Source organism: Ruminiclostridium herbifermentans (assembly GCF_005473905.2).
Classification (GTDB): Bacteria; Bacillota; Clostridia; order Acetivibrionales; family DSM-1351; genus Ruminiclostridium; species Ruminiclostridium herbifermentans.
The window spans coordinates 1,965,248-1,987,645 of sequence record NZ_CP061336.1 but is presented as its reverse complement, the minus strand read 5'-3'; the positions used below and the strand labels follow the sequence as shown (position 1 = coordinate 1,987,645).

General features: G+C 32.3%; 17 protein-coding genes. All 17 read right to left on the bottom strand.

The features are described 5' to 3' along the window. Positions 1 to 51: 51 nt before the first annotated feature. Complete coding sequence (locus EHE19_RS08280) at positions 52 to 822, bottom strand: FliH/SctL family protein (RefSeq protein ID WP_244648361.1); 771 nt, start codon at positions 820 to 822, stop codon at positions 52 to 54. Then, on the bottom strand, positions 815 to 1,843 hold the full coding sequence (fliG, locus tag EHE19_RS08275) for a flagellar motor switch protein FliG (RefSeq protein ID WP_137696385.1): 1,029 nt from the start codon (positions 1,841 to 1,843) through the stop codon (positions 815 to 817). The genes EHE19_RS08280 and fliG overlap by 8 nt, the downstream gene beginning before the upstream one ends. 52 nt (positions 1,844 to 1,895) lie before the next feature. Beyond that, complete coding sequence (fliF, locus tag EHE19_RS08270; protein ID WP_244648360.1) at positions 1,896 to 3,482, bottom strand: flagellar basal-body MS-ring/collar protein FliF; 1,587 nt, start codon at positions 3,480 to 3,482, stop codon at positions 1,896 to 1,898. A gap of 98 nt (positions 3,483 to 3,580) precedes the next feature. Next, complete coding sequence (fliE, locus tag EHE19_RS08265) at positions 3,581 to 3,889, bottom strand: flagellar hook-basal body complex protein FliE (protein ID WP_137696387.1); 309 nt, start codon at positions 3,887 to 3,889, stop codon at positions 3,581 to 3,583. A gap of 148 nt (positions 3,890 to 4,037) precedes the next feature. After that, entirely contained in the window at positions 4,038 to 4,475 is a 438-nt protein-coding gene (flgC, locus tag EHE19_RS08260; protein ID WP_137696388.1) for a flagellar basal body rod protein FlgC, read from the bottom strand. A 6-nt stretch (positions 4,476 to 4,481) separates the two neighbouring features. Beyond that, positions 4,482 to 4,850 (bottom strand): flagellar basal body rod protein FlgB, encoded by a 369-nt coding sequence (gene flgB / locus EHE19_RS08255; RefSeq protein WP_137696389.1) that lies wholly within the window; start codon positions 4,848 to 4,850, stop codon positions 4,482 to 4,484. 123 nt (positions 4,851 to 4,973) lie between these two features. Then, entirely contained in the window at positions 4,974 to 6,287 is a 1,314-nt protein-coding gene (trmFO, locus tag EHE19_RS08250; RefSeq protein ID WP_137696390.1) for a methylenetetrahydrofolate--tRNA-(uracil(54)-C(5))-methyltransferase (FADH(2)-oxidizing) TrmFO, read from the bottom strand. A 422-nt stretch (positions 6,288 to 6,709) separates the two neighbouring features. Next, positions 6,710 to 9,058, bottom strand: coding sequence for a type I DNA topoisomerase (gene topA, locus EHE19_RS08245; protein WP_137696391.1), 2,349 nt, complete (start codon positions 9,056 to 9,058; stop codon positions 6,710 to 6,712). 288 nt (positions 9,059 to 9,346) lie between these two features. Beyond that, a complete protein-coding gene (locus EHE19_RS08240) occupies positions 9,347 to 10,327 on the bottom strand; it encodes a CBASS cGAMP-activated phospholipase (RefSeq protein WP_137696392.1) in 981 nt (326 codons plus the stop codon). A 501-nt stretch (positions 10,328 to 10,828) separates the two neighbouring features. Continuing rightward, positions 10,829 to 11,947 carry a DNA-processing protein DprA gene (dprA, locus tag EHE19_RS08235; RefSeq protein WP_137696393.1) on the bottom strand — a complete coding sequence of 373 codons (1,119 nt, stop codon included), beginning with the start codon at positions 11,945 to 11,947 and terminating at the stop codon, positions 10,829 to 10,831. A gap of 145 nt (positions 11,948 to 12,092) precedes the next feature. Continuing rightward, positions 12,093 to 13,622 carry a YifB family Mg chelatase-like AAA ATPase gene (locus tag EHE19_RS08230; protein ID WP_137696394.1) on the bottom strand — a complete coding sequence of 510 codons (1,530 nt, stop codon included), beginning with the start codon at positions 13,620 to 13,622 and terminating at the stop codon, positions 12,093 to 12,095. Positions 13,623 to 14,845: 1,223 nt separating this feature from the next. Next, a complete protein-coding gene (locus tag EHE19_RS08225) occupies positions 14,846 to 16,372 on the bottom strand; it encodes a methyl-accepting chemotaxis protein (RefSeq protein WP_137696395.1) in 1,527 nt (508 codons plus the stop codon). Between the two features lie 201 nt (positions 16,373 to 16,573). Beyond that, positions 16,574 to 17,038: a transcriptional regulator NrdR gene (gene nrdR, locus EHE19_RS08220; protein WP_137696396.1), complete on the bottom strand. Its 465-nt coding sequence runs from the start codon at positions 17,036 to 17,038 to the stop codon at positions 16,574 to 16,576. A gap of 227 nt (positions 17,039 to 17,265) precedes the next feature. Further along, entirely contained in the window at positions 17,266 to 18,039 is a 774-nt protein-coding gene (gene sigG, locus EHE19_RS08215; protein ID WP_137696397.1) for an RNA polymerase sporulation sigma factor SigG, read from the bottom strand. A 134-nt stretch (positions 18,040 to 18,173) separates the two neighbouring features. Continuing rightward, positions 18,174 to 18,905, bottom strand: a complete 732-nt coding sequence (gene sigE / locus EHE19_RS08210) for an RNA polymerase sporulation sigma factor SigE (RefSeq protein WP_137696398.1) — start codon at positions 18,903 to 18,905, stop codon at positions 18,174 to 18,176. A gap of 106 nt (positions 18,906 to 19,011) precedes the next feature. Then, complete coding sequence (spoIIGA, locus tag EHE19_RS08205; protein ID WP_244648359.1) at positions 19,012 to 19,923, bottom strand: sigma-E processing peptidase SpoIIGA; 912 nt, start codon at positions 19,921 to 19,923, stop codon at positions 19,012 to 19,014. A gap of 1,227 nt (positions 19,924 to 21,150) precedes the next feature. After that, complete coding sequence (gene ftsZ, locus EHE19_RS08200; protein ID WP_137696399.1) at positions 21,151 to 22,269, bottom strand: cell division protein FtsZ; 1,119 nt, start codon at positions 22,267 to 22,269, stop codon at positions 21,151 to 21,153. Between the last annotated feature and the right edge of the window lie 129 nt (positions 22,270 to 22,398).

Below are 22,398 nucleotides of genomic sequence, written 5' to 3'. Positions count from 1 at the left end.
TACTGATGCAATGAATATTTATAAAACATAAGGTACACATATAAGCGTACCTTAATCTATTTTCTCACCTAAAATACTTCTAAAATCATTCTCAATCTTTTCAAATTTAGTGTCAGCACTAGCATCAATACTTCCAAGTGAAGTATCAATTATGCAGCCACCTTCTTTTAAAGACAAATCTTTCTTTATTTCTGTTTCCTCAGATCTTTCCAGCATTGAAAAAAGTTCTTCTTTATTTTCATTTACATAATTATAATCCTGCTCATTAAGTCTTAAAACAGCCTTACGATCTTTTGAGCACTTTTCAAAAGCATCTTTAACTAAAAGTAAGATGTTTTGCTTACACTCTAACTCTTTGCTAATAACTTTTTTTGCAATTTCTAGAATAGTATTTACAGCATCAGATTCCAAAGAATCAAGGACATTTTTATATTCCACACTTGCCTGTTCTTTAATACTTTGGGCTTCTTCAATCAATTGCTCATACTCCTGCTTTGCTTGAGCAATACCTTGATTATATCCTTCTTCTCTTGCCTCATTAGTTACTTTATTTACTAGTTCTTCTATCTCAAGGTTTGCTTTAGAAATAATATCCTTTGCCTCAAGAAGTGCTTCTTTAACAATAAGATCTGCTTCTTCCTTTGCTTTATTAACTATTTCCTCTCCAATAGCCTTATAATCAATCTCTTCTACCTCTTCAGGCTGTTCTTGGTCTAAATTCTTTATTTTAACAACCGGTGGTTGATATGTTACTGGATTTAATATTTGAAAAGGCATACCAACACTAACTTGATGATTTTTGAATATTCTATTACTAGACAATTATTTCATCTCCTCCGCCTCTGGAAATAACTATCTCACCAGCATCCTCCAGTTTACGTATTATGTTAACAATCTTCTGTTGAGCTTCTTCAACATCCTTAAGTCTAACAGGTCCCATAAATTCCAGATCCTCTTTAATCATTTCACTTAAGCGCTTAGACATATTTGAGAAAATAAGTCTCTGAACATCGTCTGTTGCGCCCTTAAGAGCAACTGCGAGCTGATTATTATCAACTTCTCTAAGGAATCTCTGAATAGACCTTCCGTCAAGAGTAAGAATATCTTCAAATACGAACATACGTCTCTTAATTTCTTCAGCTAAATCTGTATCTTCTATTTCTAATGTTTCCATAATAAACTTTTCTGTACCTCTGTCAACGGAGTTAAGGATATCTACAATTGCCTGAACTCCTCCAGCAGCAGTATAATCCTCTGTAACTAATGAAGAAAGCTTCTTTTCCAAAATACGCTCTACTTCTTTAATTACATCAGGAGATGTTCTATCCATAGTTGCAATTCTTCTTGCAACATCTGCTTGCTTATCTTGTGGTAAAGCTGAAAGTACTACAGATGCTTGATGCGGTTTTAAATAAGATAAAATTAATGCAATTGTCTGTGGATGTTCACCTTGAATAAAGTTTAACAGCTGAGTAGGGTCTGTTTTTCGAACAAAGTCAAAAGGTCTAACTTGTAATGAAACAGTCAGCTTATTAATAATATCAATCGCCTTTTGCGAGCCAAGCGCTTTTTCTAGAATATCCTTTGCATATCCTATACCACCTTCAGCAATATATTCCTGAGCAAGACAAATTTGATAGAATTCATCAAGAACCCTTTCTTTCTCCTCTGGACTAACTGACCTAATATTAGCTATCTCAAGAGTTAATTGTTCTATTTCCTCTTCTTTTAAATGTTTAAAAATTTCAGCTGACTTATCAGGGCCTAATGAAATAAGCAACATTGCTGCTTTCTCTCTTCCGCTGTATTCAGTCTTCGAACTAGCTCTAGTCAAGTTCTTCACCCCACAAAAATATTATGTCTACTTTTAAGATGCCTTTACCCATAAAATCATCTTATTCATAATCATCTGTTAACCAATTTCTAAGCAATTGAGCAACCGCATCTGGTTTTTGCTTTACAAACTTCTCTAACTGTTTCTTTACTTCTGATCTTTCTTCTATATCTATTTCAGGAACTGGTTCTTGTCTCAAATCATTAATATTATATTTTGGTGAAACAACCTCATCAACACCAGCTAAAACTGGCTCTGGTACAACTTGTTTGCTTCTTCTCGGAATTGCAATAATAACTAATGCAATAAGCATTAACAGTAACAATGCTAATAAGCCATACTCTGAAAGCAAACCTTTTACTACTTCAGCTGTCGTTGGGATTTCTTCAACTTTTGGCTGAATCTTTAATTTTGTAACAGCAATATTTTCAACAGGTATACCTGTCGCTTTACTTGCAATCTCCTGTACCTGTGCTATTAACTCATCTGTTAATTTTGAATCATCCGTAACCCTGTTTCCATACAGCAAAGTAACAGCAGCAGTGGTTTTTTCTGGAACAACTTCTCCCAATGACTTTTCACTCTGCTTTTCTAACTGATTATAGGTATAAGTCTCTTTAATATCTGACTTTTTATAGGATTCTGCATCAGTAGAACCATTCGGATAGGATGGTACTGTTCCAGGATTTGCATCCATACCAATTGTTCCTCCCGAAGTCCCATTAGTAAGTTCCTCCTTGAGTACATCCTTTGTCAAGACTGCTCCGGAGTCCATACCATTTGGATTTGAGAATTCTTTTGACGATTGAGTCAACGTGTCAAAATCAAGTATCGGGTTTACAACAACTTTAGCTGTATCAAAGCTGTCAAATTGTTGACCGTTGAGCACATTTCTAAGATTTTTTTCAAGATCTGTTTTTACTTTTAGCTTCATTTCGTATTTTGTAGATGTTTTATCCATAGTGCTATCTGTTTCTGGATTTAAAGGATTACCTTCTTCATCTATAACAGTAACATTTGAAGGATCTAATCCTTCTACACTGCTGGCAACTACTTTTATAATACTTTCAGCCTGTTTTGGAGTAATCTCTCCATTTCGGGTAATAACTACAGACGCTTTTGCATCTTTATTACTTGTAGAATCTATAAATAAAGTATCTTCTGGTACAGTTATAGTAACACTAGCATCCTTAACATTTTGAATTAATTTAAGCTGTCTGGCAATATCAGATTCATCAAGTTCTTGCCATATGTGCTTCTTATCACTCTCAGTTGTATTTATTTTTATATTGCCGAGAGCATCTGCAAATGTTAACCCGTTCTTAGGGTAACCAGCAGTTGCTAATTCTAAGTGAGCAGTATCGCTGTCTTTAACATCAACAATTATGCCTGATTTATTGTCTGTCAATTTATATGGAATACCTTTGTCTTTTAATATCTTCTGCATTTCAGCAATATCTGTTGAATTAGCATTTTCAATTACTGTAGTATAAGTTGGTCTTGTTAGTAAATATAATCCTAAACCTACAGCGACTGTAACAATTCCTGCTGTTATATATATTCTGACTTTTTGAGATTTCTCTAAACCCTTCCAAAAGTCAATTATAGGTTTAAGTATATTTGATAAGAATTCTGGCAAAACTACCACCCCAATATTGTATTAATTTATCTTTAGTACAGCATTTAACCCCTTTGTAAAACAAAATACTGTATTAAAAAAGTCAATCGCGAAAGCTCTGCTTTTTGCTATATCTGCATTCTCATGATTTCTGTATATGCTTCCATTATTTTATTTCTTATTGACATAGTGAATTGCAAAGCTATATTTGCTTTCTCACCTGCAATTAATACCTCAGGAATATTATCTGTTTTTCCTAATGCAAAATCTTCTTTTAATTGAGCTGCATGATTTTCCAAGTCAGTAACCTTCATAAGAGCTGAGTTTAAATATTCACCAAAACTAACCCCAGCTGAATTATCTTTGTTAACAGCTCCACTTATTCCGATGTTATCTGGTATTAGCTGCTTTATCTGTGAAATGCTATCAATTGCCATAATACCCTCCCACGCATTTTTTAAGCATTAAATTAATAAAACTATAAGTGTAGAGCCCTCTGCTATTCAGAGCTTAAAACCACTCTCTTGAAAGCTACTCAATAATATTACCTTTATAAAAGGGCTAATTATATCAAATTCCTATTATTTACTTACCTATTTCTAATGCTTTCATTGCCATAGATTTTGTAGCATTTATTGATGTAACATTAGCTTCATATGACCTTGATGCTGATATCATATTTACCATTTCTGTAACAACATCTACATTAGGCATATTTACATAACCATCTTCATCAGCGTCAGGATGTCCAGGATCATATACTTTTTTAAATTCTGAAGTGTCTTCGACAATTTTTGTCACTCGAACACCTTGACCGTTTGATAATTTATCACTAGCGGCTGCCAATACATCAGAAAAAGAACCTGTGCGCTCCTCAAATAATACATCTTTTCTTCTGTAAGGAGTTCCATCCTCTGTTCTAGTTGTGTTTACATTTGCAATATTTTGAGAAATAATATCCATTCTTACTCTTTGGGCAGTTAAACCTGATGCCCCAATGTCAAGTGAACTAAAGAAACCCATTATTTATCATTTCCCTTCTCTAATAACATTTTTTATTCTACTGAAGTTACTATTTATTAATTGTACCAATGCATTATACTTAATTGTGTTTTTCGCCAAATAAGACATTTCACTGTCAATATCAACATTGTTTCCGTCAATACGCATTTTGTTATCTGATTTGTCTTCTATAATAGTAGGCTGAATATCGTCCACATCATTCATATTTGCTCTATTTAAAGAATCAGCAAAATACTGTTCAAATGCAACATCTTTTCTCTTATAGTTTGGAGTGTCAACATTTGCTATGTTTTGTGAAATAGCATCATTTCTAGCTATAGAAGCATTAAGTGCCTTCTCCATTATATTACTCTTTCCATATAACCCCTGAATCAAAATAATCACGCTCCTACAAGATGTAAATGTGCAACCACATATTATTAGATAAATTTTAGCATACTAAAAATAAAAAAACAACAAATTAAGTTGATTATAGGCGATAATAGGACTAATTACTCACTATTTTTCATAATTATTGTAAATATATTCCACTATCTCGAGAGATTTTTGTGCTATTTGAGAGTTTCTTTTCCTTTTATCTCTAATACTGGTATCTACGCCGTTAAATAATCCAAAATTTACGTTCATAGGTTGGAAATTTTTCACGCTAGAATCAGAAATATAGTGGCTTAAAGCACCAATAGAAGTATTAGCTGGGAAAACTATATTTTCCTTATTAAGGCATTTAGCACAAGCGTTTATTCCTGCGACAAAACCTGAAGCTGTCGATTCAATATAACCCTCTACTCCTGTAATTTGACCAGCGAAATAAATATTATCTCTGCTTTTTAATTTATATGTGTTATCTAATAGTTTAGGTGAATTTATATAAGTATTTCTATGCATTACGCCATATCTTACAAATTCAGCATTTTCCAAACCAGGAATTAATCTAAATACTCTTTTTTGCTCAGGCCATTTCAAATGCGTTTGAAATCCTACTATATTATATAGTGTTCCATTTTTATTATCTTGTCTAAGTTGAACTACTGCATAGGGTTTTACATCTGTTCTTGGGTCCATTAGTCCTACAGGTTTTAGCGGACCATATCTCATAGTATCCTTCCCTCTGCTTGCCATGCTTTCTATAGGCATACACCCCTCAAAAACCATATTCTTTTCAAATTCCTTTACCTCTGCCAGTTCAGCACTAATTAAAGCATTGTAGAATATTTCATACTCTTCTTTATTCATTGGACAATTAATATAATCTTCTGATCCTTTTCCATATCTAGCTGCCTTAAATGCCTTGTCCATATTAATAGAATCAAACGTAACAATGGGAGCAGCAGCATCAAAAAAGTGAAGGTAATCTTCTCCAATTAGCTCTCTTATATGATTAAACATAGCTTCAGAGGTTAATGGACCAGTTGCAACAATAGTTATATTATCATCGGGAATTCTCTCTTGTTCTCCATAGATAATTTCTATATTTTCCATATTCTTTATAGCATTAGTAATATATTCTGAGAAGCCTTCTCTATCAACCGCTAATGCTCCACCTGCCGGAACTCTTGTCGCATCTGCCGCCTTTAATATTAAGGAATCCATTAATCGCAACTCTTCTTTTAATAAACCTACTGCATTTTCCAATTGATCTGATCTTAGTGAATTACTGCAAACCAATTCTGCAAAGTTTTCAGAATGATGTGCAGGAGAATATTTATGAGGTTTCATTTCAAATAACTTAACCTTTACTCCTCTTTTGGCAATTTGGTACGCTGCCTCACATCCCGCTAGTCCTGCTCCAATTACATTTATTGTTTTACTCATATAAACCTCCAAGTTATTAAGATTTTGTAAAAACGTTTTTAAAGAACCTATGCAGACATTACCCTATAAATTGTAAGCTGCAATGAAAGCTTGTACAACAAAGGTCTTCGTTTTTACAAAGCTGTACTTCCATGAAAAACCATAACTATATTATAGTAAATTACTTGCTGAAATTAAAAAGAATGCAACTTTCAAAAACCATAAATCATAGATTTTATTCTGTACCGATAGAAAATACATGTGAAAAAGTTGATTGAGAAGTACTTCATTTTAACAAAATTAAACCGAAAGCCAATTGTACTTCCGGTTTTAATCTTATCTGTTTAAATTACTTCACTTTTCTTCTATTAATAATTGTTCACATAAATATTACTTTGCTAAGTACTGCATAGCATAATTACTATTCAATTCATATACTATACTTATGCTTTTTTACTAGTTGAAGCTTTCTTTTTTGCAGTTGATTTTTTCTTTGCTGCGGCTTCTTTTTTTACTTCTATTTCCTTTTCTTCTTCAGCTGCTTTTTTTACTGCTGTTTTTTTCTTTACAGTGGTTTCTTTTTTATCTGCTGATTTCTTTTTTGTTGAAGCTTCTTTTTTGGCTGCTGTTTTTTTCTTTGCAGCAGAACTTTTTTTCGTTGCTGCTTTCTTCTTTGTTGTTGGTTCTTTATCTGAAACCACTTCATTTTTTATTGCAGAATCAGCATTACTACTGCAATTCTCATTACTGCAATACAATGTCACTTTTTTACCAGAAGTTTTTTGAAGCATAAATGCTCCACAGACAGGGCAAATTTCATTACTAGGCATATCCCAACTCATGAAAGTGCATTCTGGATTTCTCTCACAGCCTATATATTTTCTGCCCTTTCTTGTCTTCTTTATAAGTACCTTTCCCTGACATTTTGGGCATAACACACCGGCCTCTTCAACAATGGCTTTTGTGTTTCTGCACTCCGGAAATCCTGGACAAGCCAAGAATTTACCAAATCTCCCCTGCTTAACAACCATAAATCTTCCGCACTTTTCACACTGTATGTCAGAAACCTCTACAGGCAGTTCTACATTTCCAATACTTTCTTCAGCTTCACTTAACACTGTCTTAAAAGGTGTATAAAACTCTTCTAATACATCTTTCCATGCCTTTTCTCCCTCTGCAACAGCATCAAGCTTATCCTCCATCTGTGCAGTAAATTCCGCATTAACAATGTCTTTAAAGTGTTTTACCATTATTTCATTGACAATCTTACCTAATTCAGTAGGTACCAAGCATTTTTTATCTTTAATTACATATCCCCTAGATAAAATAGTAGATATTGTAGGAGCATAAGTACTAGGTCTGCCAATGCCTCTTTCCTCAAGTGATTTTACTAATGTTGCCTCTGTATAACGAGGAGGCGGTTGAGTAAAGTGCTGTTTTGGCAAGTTGCCTTTCAGTATAAGTTCATCACCTTCAAATAACTGCGGAAGGGTATTAGTTTCATCATCAGACTCATCATCCTTGCCCTCAATATATAAGACCATAAAACCAGGGAATTTTATTTTTGAACCATTGGCTTTGAATAAATACTCACCAACAGAAATGTCTGCATTAACAGTGTCATAAACCGCAGATGACATTTGGCTGGCAATAAACCTGCTCCAAATTAGTTTATAAACTTTATATTGCTCAGATGATAAAGAATCCTTTATATCGTCTGGAGTCAAATCTATATAAGATGGACGTATAGCCTCGTGTGCGTCCTGAGATGCCGATTTGTTTTTATATATCTTAGGAACCTCTGGAATGTACTCTTTTCCATATTTTGCGTTTATATAATTTCTAGCTTCATTTTGCGCTTCCTCTGATATTCTGGTTGAATCAGTTCTCATATATGTTATAAGTCCGACTGAACCACGACCTTTTATTTCCACACCTTCATACAGCTGCTGTGCAACCATCATTGTTCTTTTTGTTGTAAATCCCAATTTTCTTGATGCTTCTTGCTGCAAGGTACTAGTGATGAAAGGTGCTGCTGCAGCCCTTTTCTTTTCCTGCTCTTTAACCTTTTGCACTATATATTTGCTTTGGGCTATTTCTTCTAAGATAGCATTAACCTGTTCACCATTTGTCAACTCAATTTTTTCTTTTTTGGTTCCATAAAACTTAGCCTCAAAAGCCGGACTTGTTTTGGGTTTTTCTAAATTAGAAACTATTGTCCAATATTCCTCTGGTGTAAATTCCTCAATTTCTTTCTCTCTATCACAAATCATTTTTGTTGCAACAGATTGAACTCTGCCGGCACTTAATCCCTTTTTCACTTTTTTCCAAAGCAAAGGACTTATTTTATAACCAACTATTCTATCTAAAACACGTCTTGCTTGCTGTGCATCAACAAGATTTGTATCTATTTCTCTTGGCTGCTTTAATGCATTTTTTACAGCATTTTGTGTAATTTCATTAAATGTAACCCTGCATTTCTCTCCTTCATCTATGTTTAAAATATGGGCTAAATGCCAAGATATCGCCTCTCCCTCTCGATCTGGGTCAGTTGCAAGATAAATTTTCTTTGCAGCCTTTGCTTCCTTCTTAAGTTTTGAAATAACATCACCTTTACCCCGAATAGTGATATATTTAGGTTCAAAATTATTTTCAATATCCACACCAATCTGACTTTTAGGTAAATCTCTAATATGTCCGATTGATGCTTCAACCTTATACCCTTTGCCTAAAAACTTTCCAATTGATTTTACTTTTCCAGGAGACTCCACAATAACCAGGTTATCAGCCATCTTTTTCCTCCGTGTATACTCGTATTAATATAATAAAAAATATTATTAAATATATATTTAAATACTTATTTATTATTTTTGTTAAACAACTACTAATTTAAACTGGATTTTATAATCTGTCAACCTTACATTTATAATTCTATATAAAAAATAGTAAATTATTCTATATTCTTACTTTTTTGGTAAATATATCAACCTGCTAAAACATATCATATACCTTTTACTTTCCCAATATTTATATCCATTAATAATTTATTTTGCGAATTTAACTTTATGTATTTAAATTTACTAAATAAGTTTGTAACATAATCTATCTAGATAACCATTTCTTTGCCAATCTTCTATTAAACTTTTTCCCAACAATATTAATTCATGTATATTTTTATCACTAGCATCATCAATTTCGTCTTTTCCCAATTGTTCAAGACTAGCTTGAATGCGGTAATAATTATTTGGTTTTAACAATTGCCTCAACTGATAATTAACAGTGTCACTTTCCCCGTCAAATATTGTATCCAATATTGGTTTAGCCCACTTTGCCAATCCCCAGTCTTTTGCTTTATCATGCGGTATACTTTTAGTAAACTCTCCAGTGCCTAAAGAAACAATCAAAATATCTTCTATATTTTTATATATTACTTTTGCATCTGCAAATGCGCACATAGCTGGGTTATTTGCAAATACTCCACCGTCAATAAAGCTATAATACTCATTGGTATCTTTATCTATTTCTAGCTTAAAAGGCTCAAAATATGTTGGCGCAGCAGAAGTAGCTCTTGCTACCTGCCACATATAAAAATTATGCTTTTTATCATTTTTGCTTTTCGCAAGCCAACTCTTAAAAAAGAATGGTCTTCTAAGTTCAATTTCATAAGAAGGTATCAAAACACGAGTTAAGCATTCTGATAATTTTGATGTGCCTAAATACTTCTTTAAAAGTGACTCGATACCATCAGAACTGTATTTTTCATCAAATAAGCCATTAAAGGAAATTATCCTGTGCAATATATCTGACGAAAAAATCTTCTTACCATTTTCTACATACAAATTTACAATATCCTGTGCGCTATACTCAGGTAAATCTTGATTATTATTTGATGGCTTAGTTAGACAAAGAGTTATTATACCACCTGTTGATGTACCAGAAATAAAGTCAAATAATTTACATATAGGTTTTGATGTCATTTTCTCTATTTCAGCCAGTACCATTGCAGGAATAATTCCTCTGATACCCCCACCATCAATTGATAAAATTTTCGCTTTATTCACAATGTACCTCTTAATAAGATAATTTTGTCATTAATTTTACCATTAATGACAATAATAAGAAAGATATTTTTTAAAATTATTCTGATTTTTTTACAAAAATCCGCAATTAAACCCATTACTGAGTAAAACAATTAATTAACAGCTCAGTAGTTCCGATTTTTTATCGGTATTATTATCTAATTTCAATATATGACGTCTCATTTATAAAGTTGTATCTAATTTTTATAGGTAAAATATGTAATTGATATGAAATTTATTTCCTTATCATTCAATTGTCAAGATTGCTTTTGTTTCGGATAAGGAAAAAATTCAAATAACTTGATGAACGTATAAGGATAACAATTCAACTTTCTCAGTTTAAATTATAGTTGCAGGATATTTATAAAATGAAAAGTAAATAATTACTTAACAAATTAGTTTACTGCTGCCAAAATATTAATAAACTTTAGAGTGACACTTAATTATGGATTAGTATGAATAAACTTTTCAATATAAATCTTGCTATAAACACATTTCAAACATCTTACCCGGCAGTTGTGTAATAATCCCTTTCATTTCTAACATAAATAAAATATTGTTTACTTCTTTAGCTGATATATTGCTTCTTTCAATTATTTCATCAATATGGTGAATTCCATTGGATATAATTTTAACAATAAGGATTTCTTGGGTATTAAGCCCTTTGAAAATACTATAATTTTTAATTGCCCTAGAAGAATTATTTGGGGTAATACTATTATTTGATATTTCACCATATTGAAACTCTTCCAGTATATCTTCAACATTTATTACCATTTTTGCTCCATCTTTAATCAATTGATTTGTTCCATTGCTATACGCAGAATCTATATTTCCAGGTACTGCAAAAACCTCTCTTCCTTGTTCCAATGCATAACTGACTGTTATTAATGAACCACTTCTTCTAGCGGCTTCTACAACTAATACTCCAGATGACAGACCACTTATTATTCTGTTTCTTGCTGGGAAATTATATTGAAGTGGAGGCATACCTGGTGGATATTCAGATATGATTAGTCCATCACATTTTAGTATATTTTCAAAAAGGCCTTTATTCTCTGGAGGATATATGCTATCAAGCCCGCAGCCCAAAACAGCTATTGTTTTGCCATTAGCATCTAGACATCCTTCGTGGGCAATTCTATCTATCCCCCTTGCTAAACCGCTGACAATTTGAACACCCCGCAGTGCCAAATGATATGATAGAGTTTTTGCTGAATACGCACCATAATTTGTCGTTCTTCTTGAGCCTACAATTGCAATAGTAAAGTCATTGATTTGGAATTTGCCCTTGTAATACAAAACAATTGGCGGATCATATATTTGTTTGAGATTATTTGGATATCTATCATCAAATATATTTATTAATTTTATATCATGCTTAACCATTAAACTATAAATTGCGGCTACTCGTTCTCTTTTTCCAACATCTAATATCTCTTTAACATTTTTATCCGTTAAAAAATTTATCTCACTTAACTCCTGTTCTGTCATAAAATATATGGTTCTTGGTGCTTTATAAATTTGAAGTAGTGCCATTGCCTTAACAGCACCTAGCCCCTGTAATGAGGATATCCATATCCAATATTCTATTTCTTTCATGTTGACCTCCTACTCACTATCTTGGGTAAAAACTAAAACTTTTAAAGGTATATTTTTACTACACAATTTTTATATGTAAACCAACACTAGCAAAAACCAGCTTGCGCATTTTTGGTGCTCGAAAATACATTGTGCATTTTCGAGCTTATATCTTTATTCTGTCAAAGCTTCTATACTGTATTGCCTCGGCAATATGTTCAGATTTTATTGTTTCAGATTCATCCATGTCTGCAATTGTTCTTGCAACCTTCAGTATCCTGTTATGAGCCCGTGCACTTAACCCAAGCTTGTCATATGCCTTTTTTAATAAATTTGAGGTGTATCTGTCCAATTCACAGTATTTTTTTATTAACGAAGGAGACAATTCTGAATTTGAATAAATCCCCATGCCTTTGTATCTGTCAAGTTGTATATTCCTTGCTTTATTTACTCTTTCGCGAATTACTGCAGAGGATTCTTCTGGTTCTTTTTTCGAGAGATCATCATATTTTACAGGATGCACCTCTGCATGAATATCAATCCTATCTAAAAGAGGCTGACTAAGCTTGCCAAAGTACTGTTGAACCATTTTGGGTGTACAATTACATTTTTTAGAAGACTCTAGATAATAGCCGCATTTACATGGATTGGCAGCACAAATCAATGTTGTTTTTGTAGGAAATGTAATGCTGCTATTTACCCTTGATATGCAGATTTCACCATCCTCTAAAGGCTGACGCAATACTTCTATAGCCTCCTTGCTAAACTCAGGAAACTCATCTAGAAATAAAACTCCATAGTGTGCCAGCGTAACCTCTCCTGGCTTAATATGCTTCCCGCCTCCTACTAATGAAACATCTGATATAGTATGATGGGGACTTCTAAAGGGTCTCGTTGTAATCAAAGAGGTCTTTTGCGGAAGTAGCCCTGAGACACTGTATATTTTTGTTATTTCAATTGCCTCTTCAAAGGTCATCTTAGGCAGTATTGTAGGAAGCCTCTTCGCCAGCATAGTTTTTCCGCTACCTGGAGAGCCGATCATAAGCATATTATGTGCTCCGCAAGCTGCAACTTCCATTGCTCTCTTTACACTGGCTTGTCCTTTAACATCACTAAAATCTATGGAATAATTAATACTATTTATAAAAAGGCTGTCAATATCCACAGTATATGGTGTTATAAGTTCTTCACCGTTAAGATGCAAAATAATTGACATAAGTGTTTTAACAGGTAAAATATTCACATCTTTAATTACAGCTGCTTCATCTGCATTTGATTCAGGAACAAATATGTTTTTTATTCCATTTGCAGCAGCACAGCTTGCCATTGAAAGTATCCCTGTAACGGCTTTAATACCTCCATCTAAAGAAAGTTCTCCCAAAAACATATAGCTATCCAACTGATTATTAACTATTATCTCAGATGCGGTCAAAATACCTATAGCTATTGACACATCATAAACTGACCCCTCCTTTCTAAGATTTGCAGGTGCTAAATTAATTGTTATTCGCCTTATTGGAAATTCAATTCCACTGTTTTTAATGGCAGCACGTACTCTTTCCCGCGATTCTCTGACAGCAGTATCACCTAAGCCTACAATATCAAAAGCTGGTATGCCATTACTAATATCTGTTTCTACTGAAACTATTCGTCCGTCAATTCCCATTAACGCACAACTGTTAATTTTTGAAACCATTTAAGATCCTCTTTTCTTTTTTAATAGTGAATTATTTAATATTGAATTTTAATAATATTGAATTTTTTTATAGTGAATTATTAATAGTGAATTTTCATAATAAAAGTACAGCTATTTGCTATATTTTTAAGTTACGTGAAATAAATATTTAGATATGAATATAAATTGCTTGGATTAACTTATCCAGCTATAAATTCTTGGTATTAGCAAGTTTAAACTCAATTGGCAGAAAACGAGTAAGCACAGGCTCTTGAACCCAGTATAAAGTATAGCTAACTTAACCCATTTGGCTGAAAATTAAGATTCCCCACATACAATTTAGTCCGACAGATTATTGATTAATTCAAGATATGCTGGCATCATAGAGTTTTTATCTTAGAAATTATAAATTTATTCAGGAAGCTGACAAAGTTTATATAACTTTGAAAAGATTATTACTAAATTTCCAAAAATCATATTATATTTAGAGGAAATATATTATGTATATGCTTTTTGAGAATTTTAGCAATATTTTATATTGCATATTTATAACATTACAAATGTTTAAATCAACTTATAGAAAAGCCGTATTTTCTATTATGTTACCTTGTATTTATATTTTTAAAAGGAATGTAATAATTACGGAAACTTGTATATAAAAATATACTTAAGATTTTACATATTGATTTGCTTAAATCTTTAAACAACTTTAAGACTCTTTTTGAATTCTTCTGACAGATGAAGTAAATAGAAATGATGCCTGAAATTATTTAAAAAATTAATCTTTTAACACAATATGGATTATATCATATAAATAAATAAAAATCATCTTTTTTTACATAAATTCAATTACATATAAATTTTATTATAATTGCCTTCTCATTTTCCGTCCAATTCCATATCTTTCTCTAGATAAATCCTCTCAAAAAGATGTATTTCTTTTCCTTTTTCGAGGATATATAAACCTTTCATTTCCCTAAGAAGCCTATCTCATTTCAAAAATTGATTTATTAAAATAACGTTCTTCCACCAATGCTATCGCCCACGTTTTACCTATATTTATAATTTTATCAAATAATTGTAATTGATACAATCAAAACAGAAAACACATAGTAATTAAAAAAGCACGTAAAAAATGCAACTAAAAAATATAGTTGCATTTTTTATTAACTCAGTTGTTATCCACTTTTATTTGATGCTTATATGCTTTTCGAAGTAGAAATTACAACTATCTACATAAGAAATTATATAATATCATTGCTGTTACTCAGTTTTAATAGTTGGTCTGCAATATTATCAATTACAGCAAATGAAGACAATATCTCCTGCATTAACGCTGTCTGAGTCGATGTAGCTGAAGCAATTGCTCTTATTTCATCAAGTGACTTAGATGTAATTGATTTTGTATTGGAAATAACTTCAGCAATTTCATGTCCATATTCTGAAGTTTGTTTACTATTTTGAGCAATTTCTTGAATCTCTTGATCGGATACAGCCTGTAAACTCTTCAATTTTTCGAAAGAATCACCTGCATTTTTAACCAATTCAATTCCCACCTTAATAGTTGCGTAACTCTGGTCTATAGAATATACCGCTTTTTCGGTATCGTTTTGTATCTGATTTATTATGTTTGAAATATCTTTCGCTGCATTTGCAGATTGTTCTGCAAGCTTCCTAATTTCATCAGAGACTACAGCAAACCCTTTACCATGTTCACCAGCTCTTGCTGATTCTATTGCAGCATTTAATGCAAGAAGGTTGGTTTGCTCTGCAATGCTAGTAATCATTTCTATTATTCTGCCAACTTCCTTGGATCTTTCTCCTAAACTATTTATAATGTCTTTGTTCTGTACAGTGGATAGTTCAACTTCCTCCATATTGCTTATGGCATTAAAAATTACCTTTTCACTCTCCTCTGCTGCTAAAGAAGTATTTTGAGATACTTCGGATAACTTCTGGGTTTTGGATGAAATTAACTTAAGAGTATCTGAAATATTCGCAACAGTAGTATTTGTGCTTTCAATATATTGTAAATTCTTTTCACAGCCTTTAGAAGCACTATCAGCGTTGAAGTTAATATTTTCATTTGAGGCTGTAGTTTGTTCTATTGCCGATAAAAGTTCTTTTACAGAAGTTGATAGTGTTTCTGAGGCGTTTTGAGAACTACTCATAATACCTTTCAATTTATCAATAAAAACCAAAGACTGTTCTTCCGAATCAGACAAGCTATTAAGAAGATTCTTTGTTCTATTTGCAATCCAAATAAATATTACAGATAGTATTAAAAGTTCCAAAACATACTCTGCTGTGTGATAAATGTAATTTCCAAATGGATTTTCAGAATATAAAGGGTCTGACATAAATCTAAAGTAGTTTGTGCTAATAATATTTATAAGTTCTAGAACTAGAGCTGTTAGTGTAAGTCTTCTTTCAAAATAAATGCAAGTTAGTGCAATAGGCAACATAAACATTAAACGAATTCCAATCTGATAGTTAAGATTAAGTACACCTATAACAACGGCAGACATTGTTATAGTATAGTATTTTAAGAAAGTATTGTTTACTCTAATTTTTCGTAATAAATAAGGCGACACTGTGCATATAGAACCAATTAAGCAGTACACATATAGTTTTGCCATATCAAAATTCCAAAATTTTAGCAAGCCCAAAATAATTATAGCAGGAAAGGCTAAAGTTGCTCCAAATAATATATTAGTTGTAGCTTGATTTGCTTTTTTTTCATTTTCGATTATGAAAACTTTCTGCTCCATTTGTAATACCCCCAAGTATTATTAATATTATTCGTCATTTTTCGACATTATCCAATTTCTTTATCGGTAACTTTAGAAAAATATTTAGTTCAAATTTATTGATGAATTTTACAGCTTAGGAAGAATATTATGAAACATAAAAAAGCCCATCCAACTATTAATTGGGTGAGCTATAAAGCCTTATATATAAATTTAAAATAACTATTCCTTTTTATCGTCCCTTAACAGATTTTTTAATTCGTCCATAAAGGTATTAATGTCTTTAAATTGCCTATAAACTGAAGCAAACCTCACATACGCTACTTCGTCCATGGTCTTAAGCTTTGACATAACCATTTCGCCAATGTATTCAGTAGTTACTTCTCTTTGAAGAGAGTTATGTAACTGAGTCTCAATACCTTCTACCATTTTTTCTAAATCATTTATAGATATAGGTCTTTTTTCACATGCCCTTAATAACCCATTCATAAGTTTCTCTCTATCAAAAGGCTGTCTTGACCTATCTTTTTTTATTACCATTAATGGCAAACTCTCAACCTTTTCATATGTAGTAAATCTTTTAGAACATCTTGTACACTCTCTTCTTCTTCGAATAGCAGAACCTTCATCTGTAGGTCTTGAATCTATAACCTTGTCCTCAATAAAACCACAAAATGGACACTTCATTTTTAACCTCCGCATTTTCCCGAGCCATCAAATTTGAATGGAAACAGGATAATTTATCATAAACTCATTTTACCTCATATATGAAGCTTTGTACACCTTCATTTACACATAATTTTAAAAAATGGAATATGCTCCTTTTGCAACAATCGTGGCATTAGCACGAACTATCTATTGCATAAAGGAGCATACTATTTTTAAACACATATATTCTTATTTATGTTTTTATGTTATATATATTTCTTCATATGCATTAATGCTGTTTTTTCCAATCTTGATACCTGTGCTTGAGAAATACCAATTTCATCTGCAACCTCCATCTGAGTTCGTCCATCGAAAAACCTAAGATTTAATATCAGCTTTTCTCTGTCGTTTAACTTTCTCATTGCTTCTTTTAAGGTTATAGTCTCAAGCCAGTTTTCGTCGATGTTTTTCTCATCCTTAACCTGATCCATTACAAAAATGGCATCCCCACCATCATGGTATACAGATTCAAAAAGTGATATTGGGTCTTGAATGGCATCTAGAGCAAATACTACATCCTCCTTCGGCAACTGGAGTTCCTCTGCCAGTTGAGCAATTGTAGGCTCCTTTGAGTTTTTGTTTGTAAGTCTTTCTTTAGCCTGTAAAGCTTTATAGGCAATATCTCTAAGTGAACGGCTTACTCTGATGGAGTTATTGTCTCTTAGATATCTGCGAATTTCTCCAATTATCATGGGAACTGCATAAGTAGAGAATTTAACATTGTGTGATACATCGAAGTTATCTATTGCCTTAATTAACCCAATACATCCCACTTGAAATAAATCATCTACATACTCTCCTCTGTTATTAAATCTCTGAATTACGCTTAATACAAGGCGAAGATTTCCCTTTATAAACTCATCTCTTGCCGAATTATCGCCCTTATGCATTCTTTCAAAAAGTACTTTTTTCTGTTCATTTGTCAAAACAGGAAGTTTTGAAGTATTAACACCACATATTTCAACTTTATTGATAAGCATATAAAAACCTCCCGAGCTATAATAACTATGTAATATCATTATTGCCCTAGAGGTTAATTTTATACTGTTAAATCAATTAAATATTTTTCTCAAACACCTTGACAAACCTGCATTTTAAGCCTAAGCCCAGATATTTAAGTCATTCTGCTGATTTCCTTTTTTAATCTGCTTATTATCCTTTTTTCTAATCTTGATATGTAAGATTGAGATATTCCCAGCATATCTGCAACCTCTTTCTGAGTCTTTTCCGCTTCATTAGAAAGACCAAATCTCAACTCCATTATTCTCTTTTCTCTTGATGACAATTTTTTCATTGCCATATTCAGTAATTCTTTATCAACTTCTTCTTCAAGGCTTCTATGAATAAGGTCATTATCAGTCCCCAAAATATCTGACAAAAGCAATTCATTTCCATCCCAGTCAATATTTAAAGGCTCGTCAATTGAAATTTCAGACTTAACTCTATTATTTCTCCTCAAGTACATTAGTATTTCATTTTCAATACATCTTGATGCATAAGTAGCAAGTTTAATATTTTTTGAAGGATTAAAGGTATTAATGGCTTTAATTAAACCAATTGTTCCAATAGATACTAAATCCTCAACACCTACACCTGTATTTTCGAATTTTCTTGCAATATATACTACTAATCTTAGGTTTCTTTCTATAAGTATACTTTTAACACCATAATCACTCTGTTCAAGCTTTTGAAGCAAGTAGTTTTCTTCATCCAAAGTCAATGGAGGTGGTAATGCCTCACTTCCTCCTATATAGTGAACCGGAAAAAAACCTCCTAGTCTAAATCTCCTCAATATATTCTCATACTTAATAAGAATAAACATCTTTATTTTAACTAAAATTTTCATTTCCTGTTCCCCCTCCTAATTTTGACTTACTTATTAGTATTCTGTTTAATAAATCCTCCATTGTATAATCTTATGTATAATCTTACTGCCACAAAATTATTATTTGTCATGCAACAAGTTCTGGACCAAGCAAAGCCTTATATTTTTCATTTCTTGACAATGACCTGTTGTATATACCTACAATAACATTTTTTATACCTCTTTTATCGTCCTCGCCACCTATCTCAATAAAATCTGGTTTGAAACCTATTAGCATACCATTTTCTTTTCCCAATGAGCAAAAAGGAATCAGCCTGAATCGTGAAAACCATTTTGACTTAGAAATTATTGTTGTTACATAATTTAGATCTTCCTCTTGAGCACAATCAAATATACTCTTAATCTCTTGCGGTAAAAGTTCTTTTAACGCTTTAAATTCAACTACCATAACAGGTATATTAGTAAGAGGATCCCTTAATGAATTTCCAGTATCTATTAATGCTGATAAATCAATTGCTCTATTATCAAAGGATATTTTAACAGGCACTAACAAATTTTCCTTTGTTAGTCGGCTCTGAATAACCTCCAAAAATATCTTTACAATAATTCCAACTGTAATCAGAGAAAATACAAGCATACTCCATTGCGATTGTCCAAAAACGCATACAATCCCATTTCTAACAAAGCCACCCTGATGACTGAAAAACAGAAAAGCAAACGCAGCTCCTGCAAAAATAAATGTTGAAATGTAGAATATAGCTAAAGTTCTGATAAACTGCAACACTTTACGCGGCGAAAAAGTAACAGCTACTATAAACATAGAGAGCAATATTTTAGCAATAGCCGTGTAGTATACTTTTAAGTCAGGCTGAATAATTATAAACCCAACATATAGAGCCCCTATAATAGCCCCAGCTAATAAACGTAAGGTGCTCACCCTCAACCTTGAAAGTTTTGCAGTCACCAATAATATAAGAAAATTAATAACAAAATTCTCTAAAACAAGAACATCCCAATAAACTTCCAAATAAGTCCCCACTGTACATACCCCGCAAATTGTTAAAATAGATTGTACAAAACTTTTACTATATTACTAATATTCAAATTCTTCTTATTTTATGCTTAACCTTGTCTTTGTTCTTCTATTTCTTCAGGCTATAATTGAATTTTGTATGAAACATATAATATTTATTGAGCGCATTTTATGTATTCATTCATCTATTTATTCATCATGCTTTTCAGAAACTAATTCATACAATTATTACCATCAAATATTACCAGCCAAATTTCCCAATGAAAAGTCTATTGATTTATAAAGTTGATGACCATATGCCCCCTTAGTGTATTAAGAAAATTAACTTCTCATCTAATAAGTTTTACTGCCTCAAATGATAAAGCTAAAATATATGCTTTTATCCAGTATTCCCGTATGGCATAAATGATACATTTCTCAGATATATGTGAGACATTTGTTGTACACATTAGATTATACTTAGGGTGTTAACAGAAGTTTGTCAAAATGAAATGTAGAAAAAGAAATATCGTATGACAAAATAGCATTGCATGTGACTAAACAGTGCAAATTGGCTAACTATTAGCATATTGATATAGGAACTTTGATAATTTCAGACTTAGAATTCTAAATACTTTACAAATAAGCAAAAAGCCTATCACCTTTTAGGCAAATGGCTCATATAAAGTTCAGTGTACTGCTACAGCCCAACTATTGTCATAGAACCAAAATAGTTCAGCAGTTATAAACTGCTACGCAATATCTAGCTCATTGTGGTTAACATCACAATTGACTAATAATTATAATTTTAGTTTACAGTTCTAGCCTAAATTCTCACTGAAATTATAACACTAAATGGAACATCAATTTAAAATATAGCCTTTTTGAATTGGCTCAAAACTTTGTGTCTATGATAAATATAAAAGTTAAAATATTATTGTAACACCCACATACTAAGCAAATTTAATAGGCTGAATAAAAACATATAATTTCGGTTTACAGTTCCACCTCAACTATTGACATAGACCTAATTCATTGAGATTTAGGTTACCCTCACTATTAAAATAGAAGCAATAAAATAGGAACTTATCAAAATTAAATTCTGTATAAGTTCCATATCCTCTATATAATATTATTTAAATTGAAAATATATCTACTTTTTATGGCCAATAGTTATTGCCTTTGTAAATAACTTAAATCCTTAACTTTTTACCTACATAATCTAAATAATTCTTAAATCTGAATAAAATGCAATTATTTAAATCTATTACGTCTTAAAAAAGTAGGAATGTCAAGCTCATTATCAGGTGAAACAACATTTGAATTACTCTTTTCAACAGTACTTCCAGAATAACTGTTTTCAGGTGTTGAAGCTTGTTTTGGCTTTTCAGCAGGCTTATCAAACTTCTTCAATACTGGTCCGCTTTCGAATCCAGTTGCTATAACAGTTATCATTAATTCATCTGTCATAGTTTCATCAATAACTGCACCAAATATAATATTTGCCTCAGGATCAGCTGACTTTTGCACTAATTCAGCAGCAGTATTAACCTCAAATAACCCCATATCGGGTCCACCTGTAATATTAACTAAAACTCTTCTTGCACCTTCTATTGATGTTTCTAAAAGAGGACTAGAAATAGCTAGCTTAGCTGCATCTTCAGCTCTGTTTTCTCCAGAAGCTCTGCCCACTCCCATATGTGCCAAACCAGAACTGAGCATTATTGTCTTCACGTCAGCAAAGTCCAAATTTACCAAACCGGGAACAGCTATTAGGTCAGAAATACCTTGTACACCTTGACGTAATACATCATCTGCCATTTTAAATGCCTCTACCATTGTAGTACGCTTTTCTACAACTTGCAGCAATCTGTCATTAGGAATAGTAACTAAGGAATCAACAGTATTCTTGAGGTTTTCAATACCTCTCTCTGCATGCTGCATACGGGTTCTGCTTTCAAAAATAAATGGTTTTGTAACTACAGCAACTGTCAAAATTCCCATTTCTCTAGCGATCTGTGCAACCACTGGAGCTGCTCCTGTTCCTGTTCCACCACCCATACCAGCAGTAACAAACACCATATCTGCACCCTTTATGGCTTGAGTGATTTCATCTCTGCTTTCATTAGCAGCTTTTTCCCCGATTTCGGGATTAGCACCTGCACCAAGACCCTTAGTAAGCTTATCTCCTATTTGAATCTTTGTATTGGCTTTCGATAAAAATAAAGCCTGTTTATCTGTATTTATAGCAATGAAATCAACACCCCTTAGTCCGGCATCAATCATGCGGTTAACGGCGTTGTTTCCTCCACCACCACAACCAACAACCTTTATTTGGGCAAAATGATCCATATCAATTTCAAAATCTAGCAAAGTAAATCCCCCTTTAGCTTTGGTAATAAAACTTTATTATAAACGCTGTAAATTATCCTTTTCATATAAATCTAAAAAATATAAAAATACATATTAATAATATATATTATAAATTTAAATTAGGCAAGT

Bases quoted from the DNA above. Each gene is read 5' to 3' on its own strand.
- fliE (WP_137696387.1), bottom strand. From the start codon at position 3,889: ATGGCAATTGATAGCATTTCACAGATAAAGCAGCTAATACCAGATAAC.
- flgC (WP_137696388.1), bottom strand. From the start codon at position 4,475: ATGGGTTTCTTTAGTTCACTTGACATTGGGGCATCAGGTTTAACTGCC.
- trmFO (WP_137696390.1), bottom strand. From the start codon at position 6,287: ATGAGTAAAACAATAAATGTAATTGGAGCAGGACTAGCGGGATGTGAG.
- topA (WP_137696391.1), bottom strand. From the start codon at position 9,058: ATGGCTGATAACCTGGTTATTGTGGAGTCTCCTGGAAAAGTAAAATCA.
- dprA (WP_137696393.1), bottom strand. From the start codon at position 11,947: ATGAAAGAAATAGAATATTGGATATGGATATCCTCATTACAGGGGCTA.
- EHE19_RS08230 (WP_137696394.1), bottom strand. From the start codon at position 13,622: ATGGTTTCAAAAATTAACAGTTGTGCGTTAATGGGAATTGACGGACGA.
- EHE19_RS08225 (WP_137696395.1), bottom strand. From the start codon at position 16,372: ATGGAGCAGAAAGTTTTCATAATCGAAAATGAAAAAAAAGCAAATCAA.
- nrdR (WP_137696396.1), bottom strand. From the start codon at position 17,038: ATGAAGTGTCCATTTTGTGGTTTTATTGAGGACAAGGTTATAGATTCA.
- sigG (WP_137696397.1), bottom strand. From the start codon at position 18,039: ATGCTTATCAATAAAGTTGAAATATGTGGTGTTAATACTTCAAAACTT.
- sigE (WP_137696398.1), bottom strand. From the start codon at position 18,905: ATGAAAATTTTAGTTAAAATAAAGATGTTTATTCTTATTAAGTATGAG.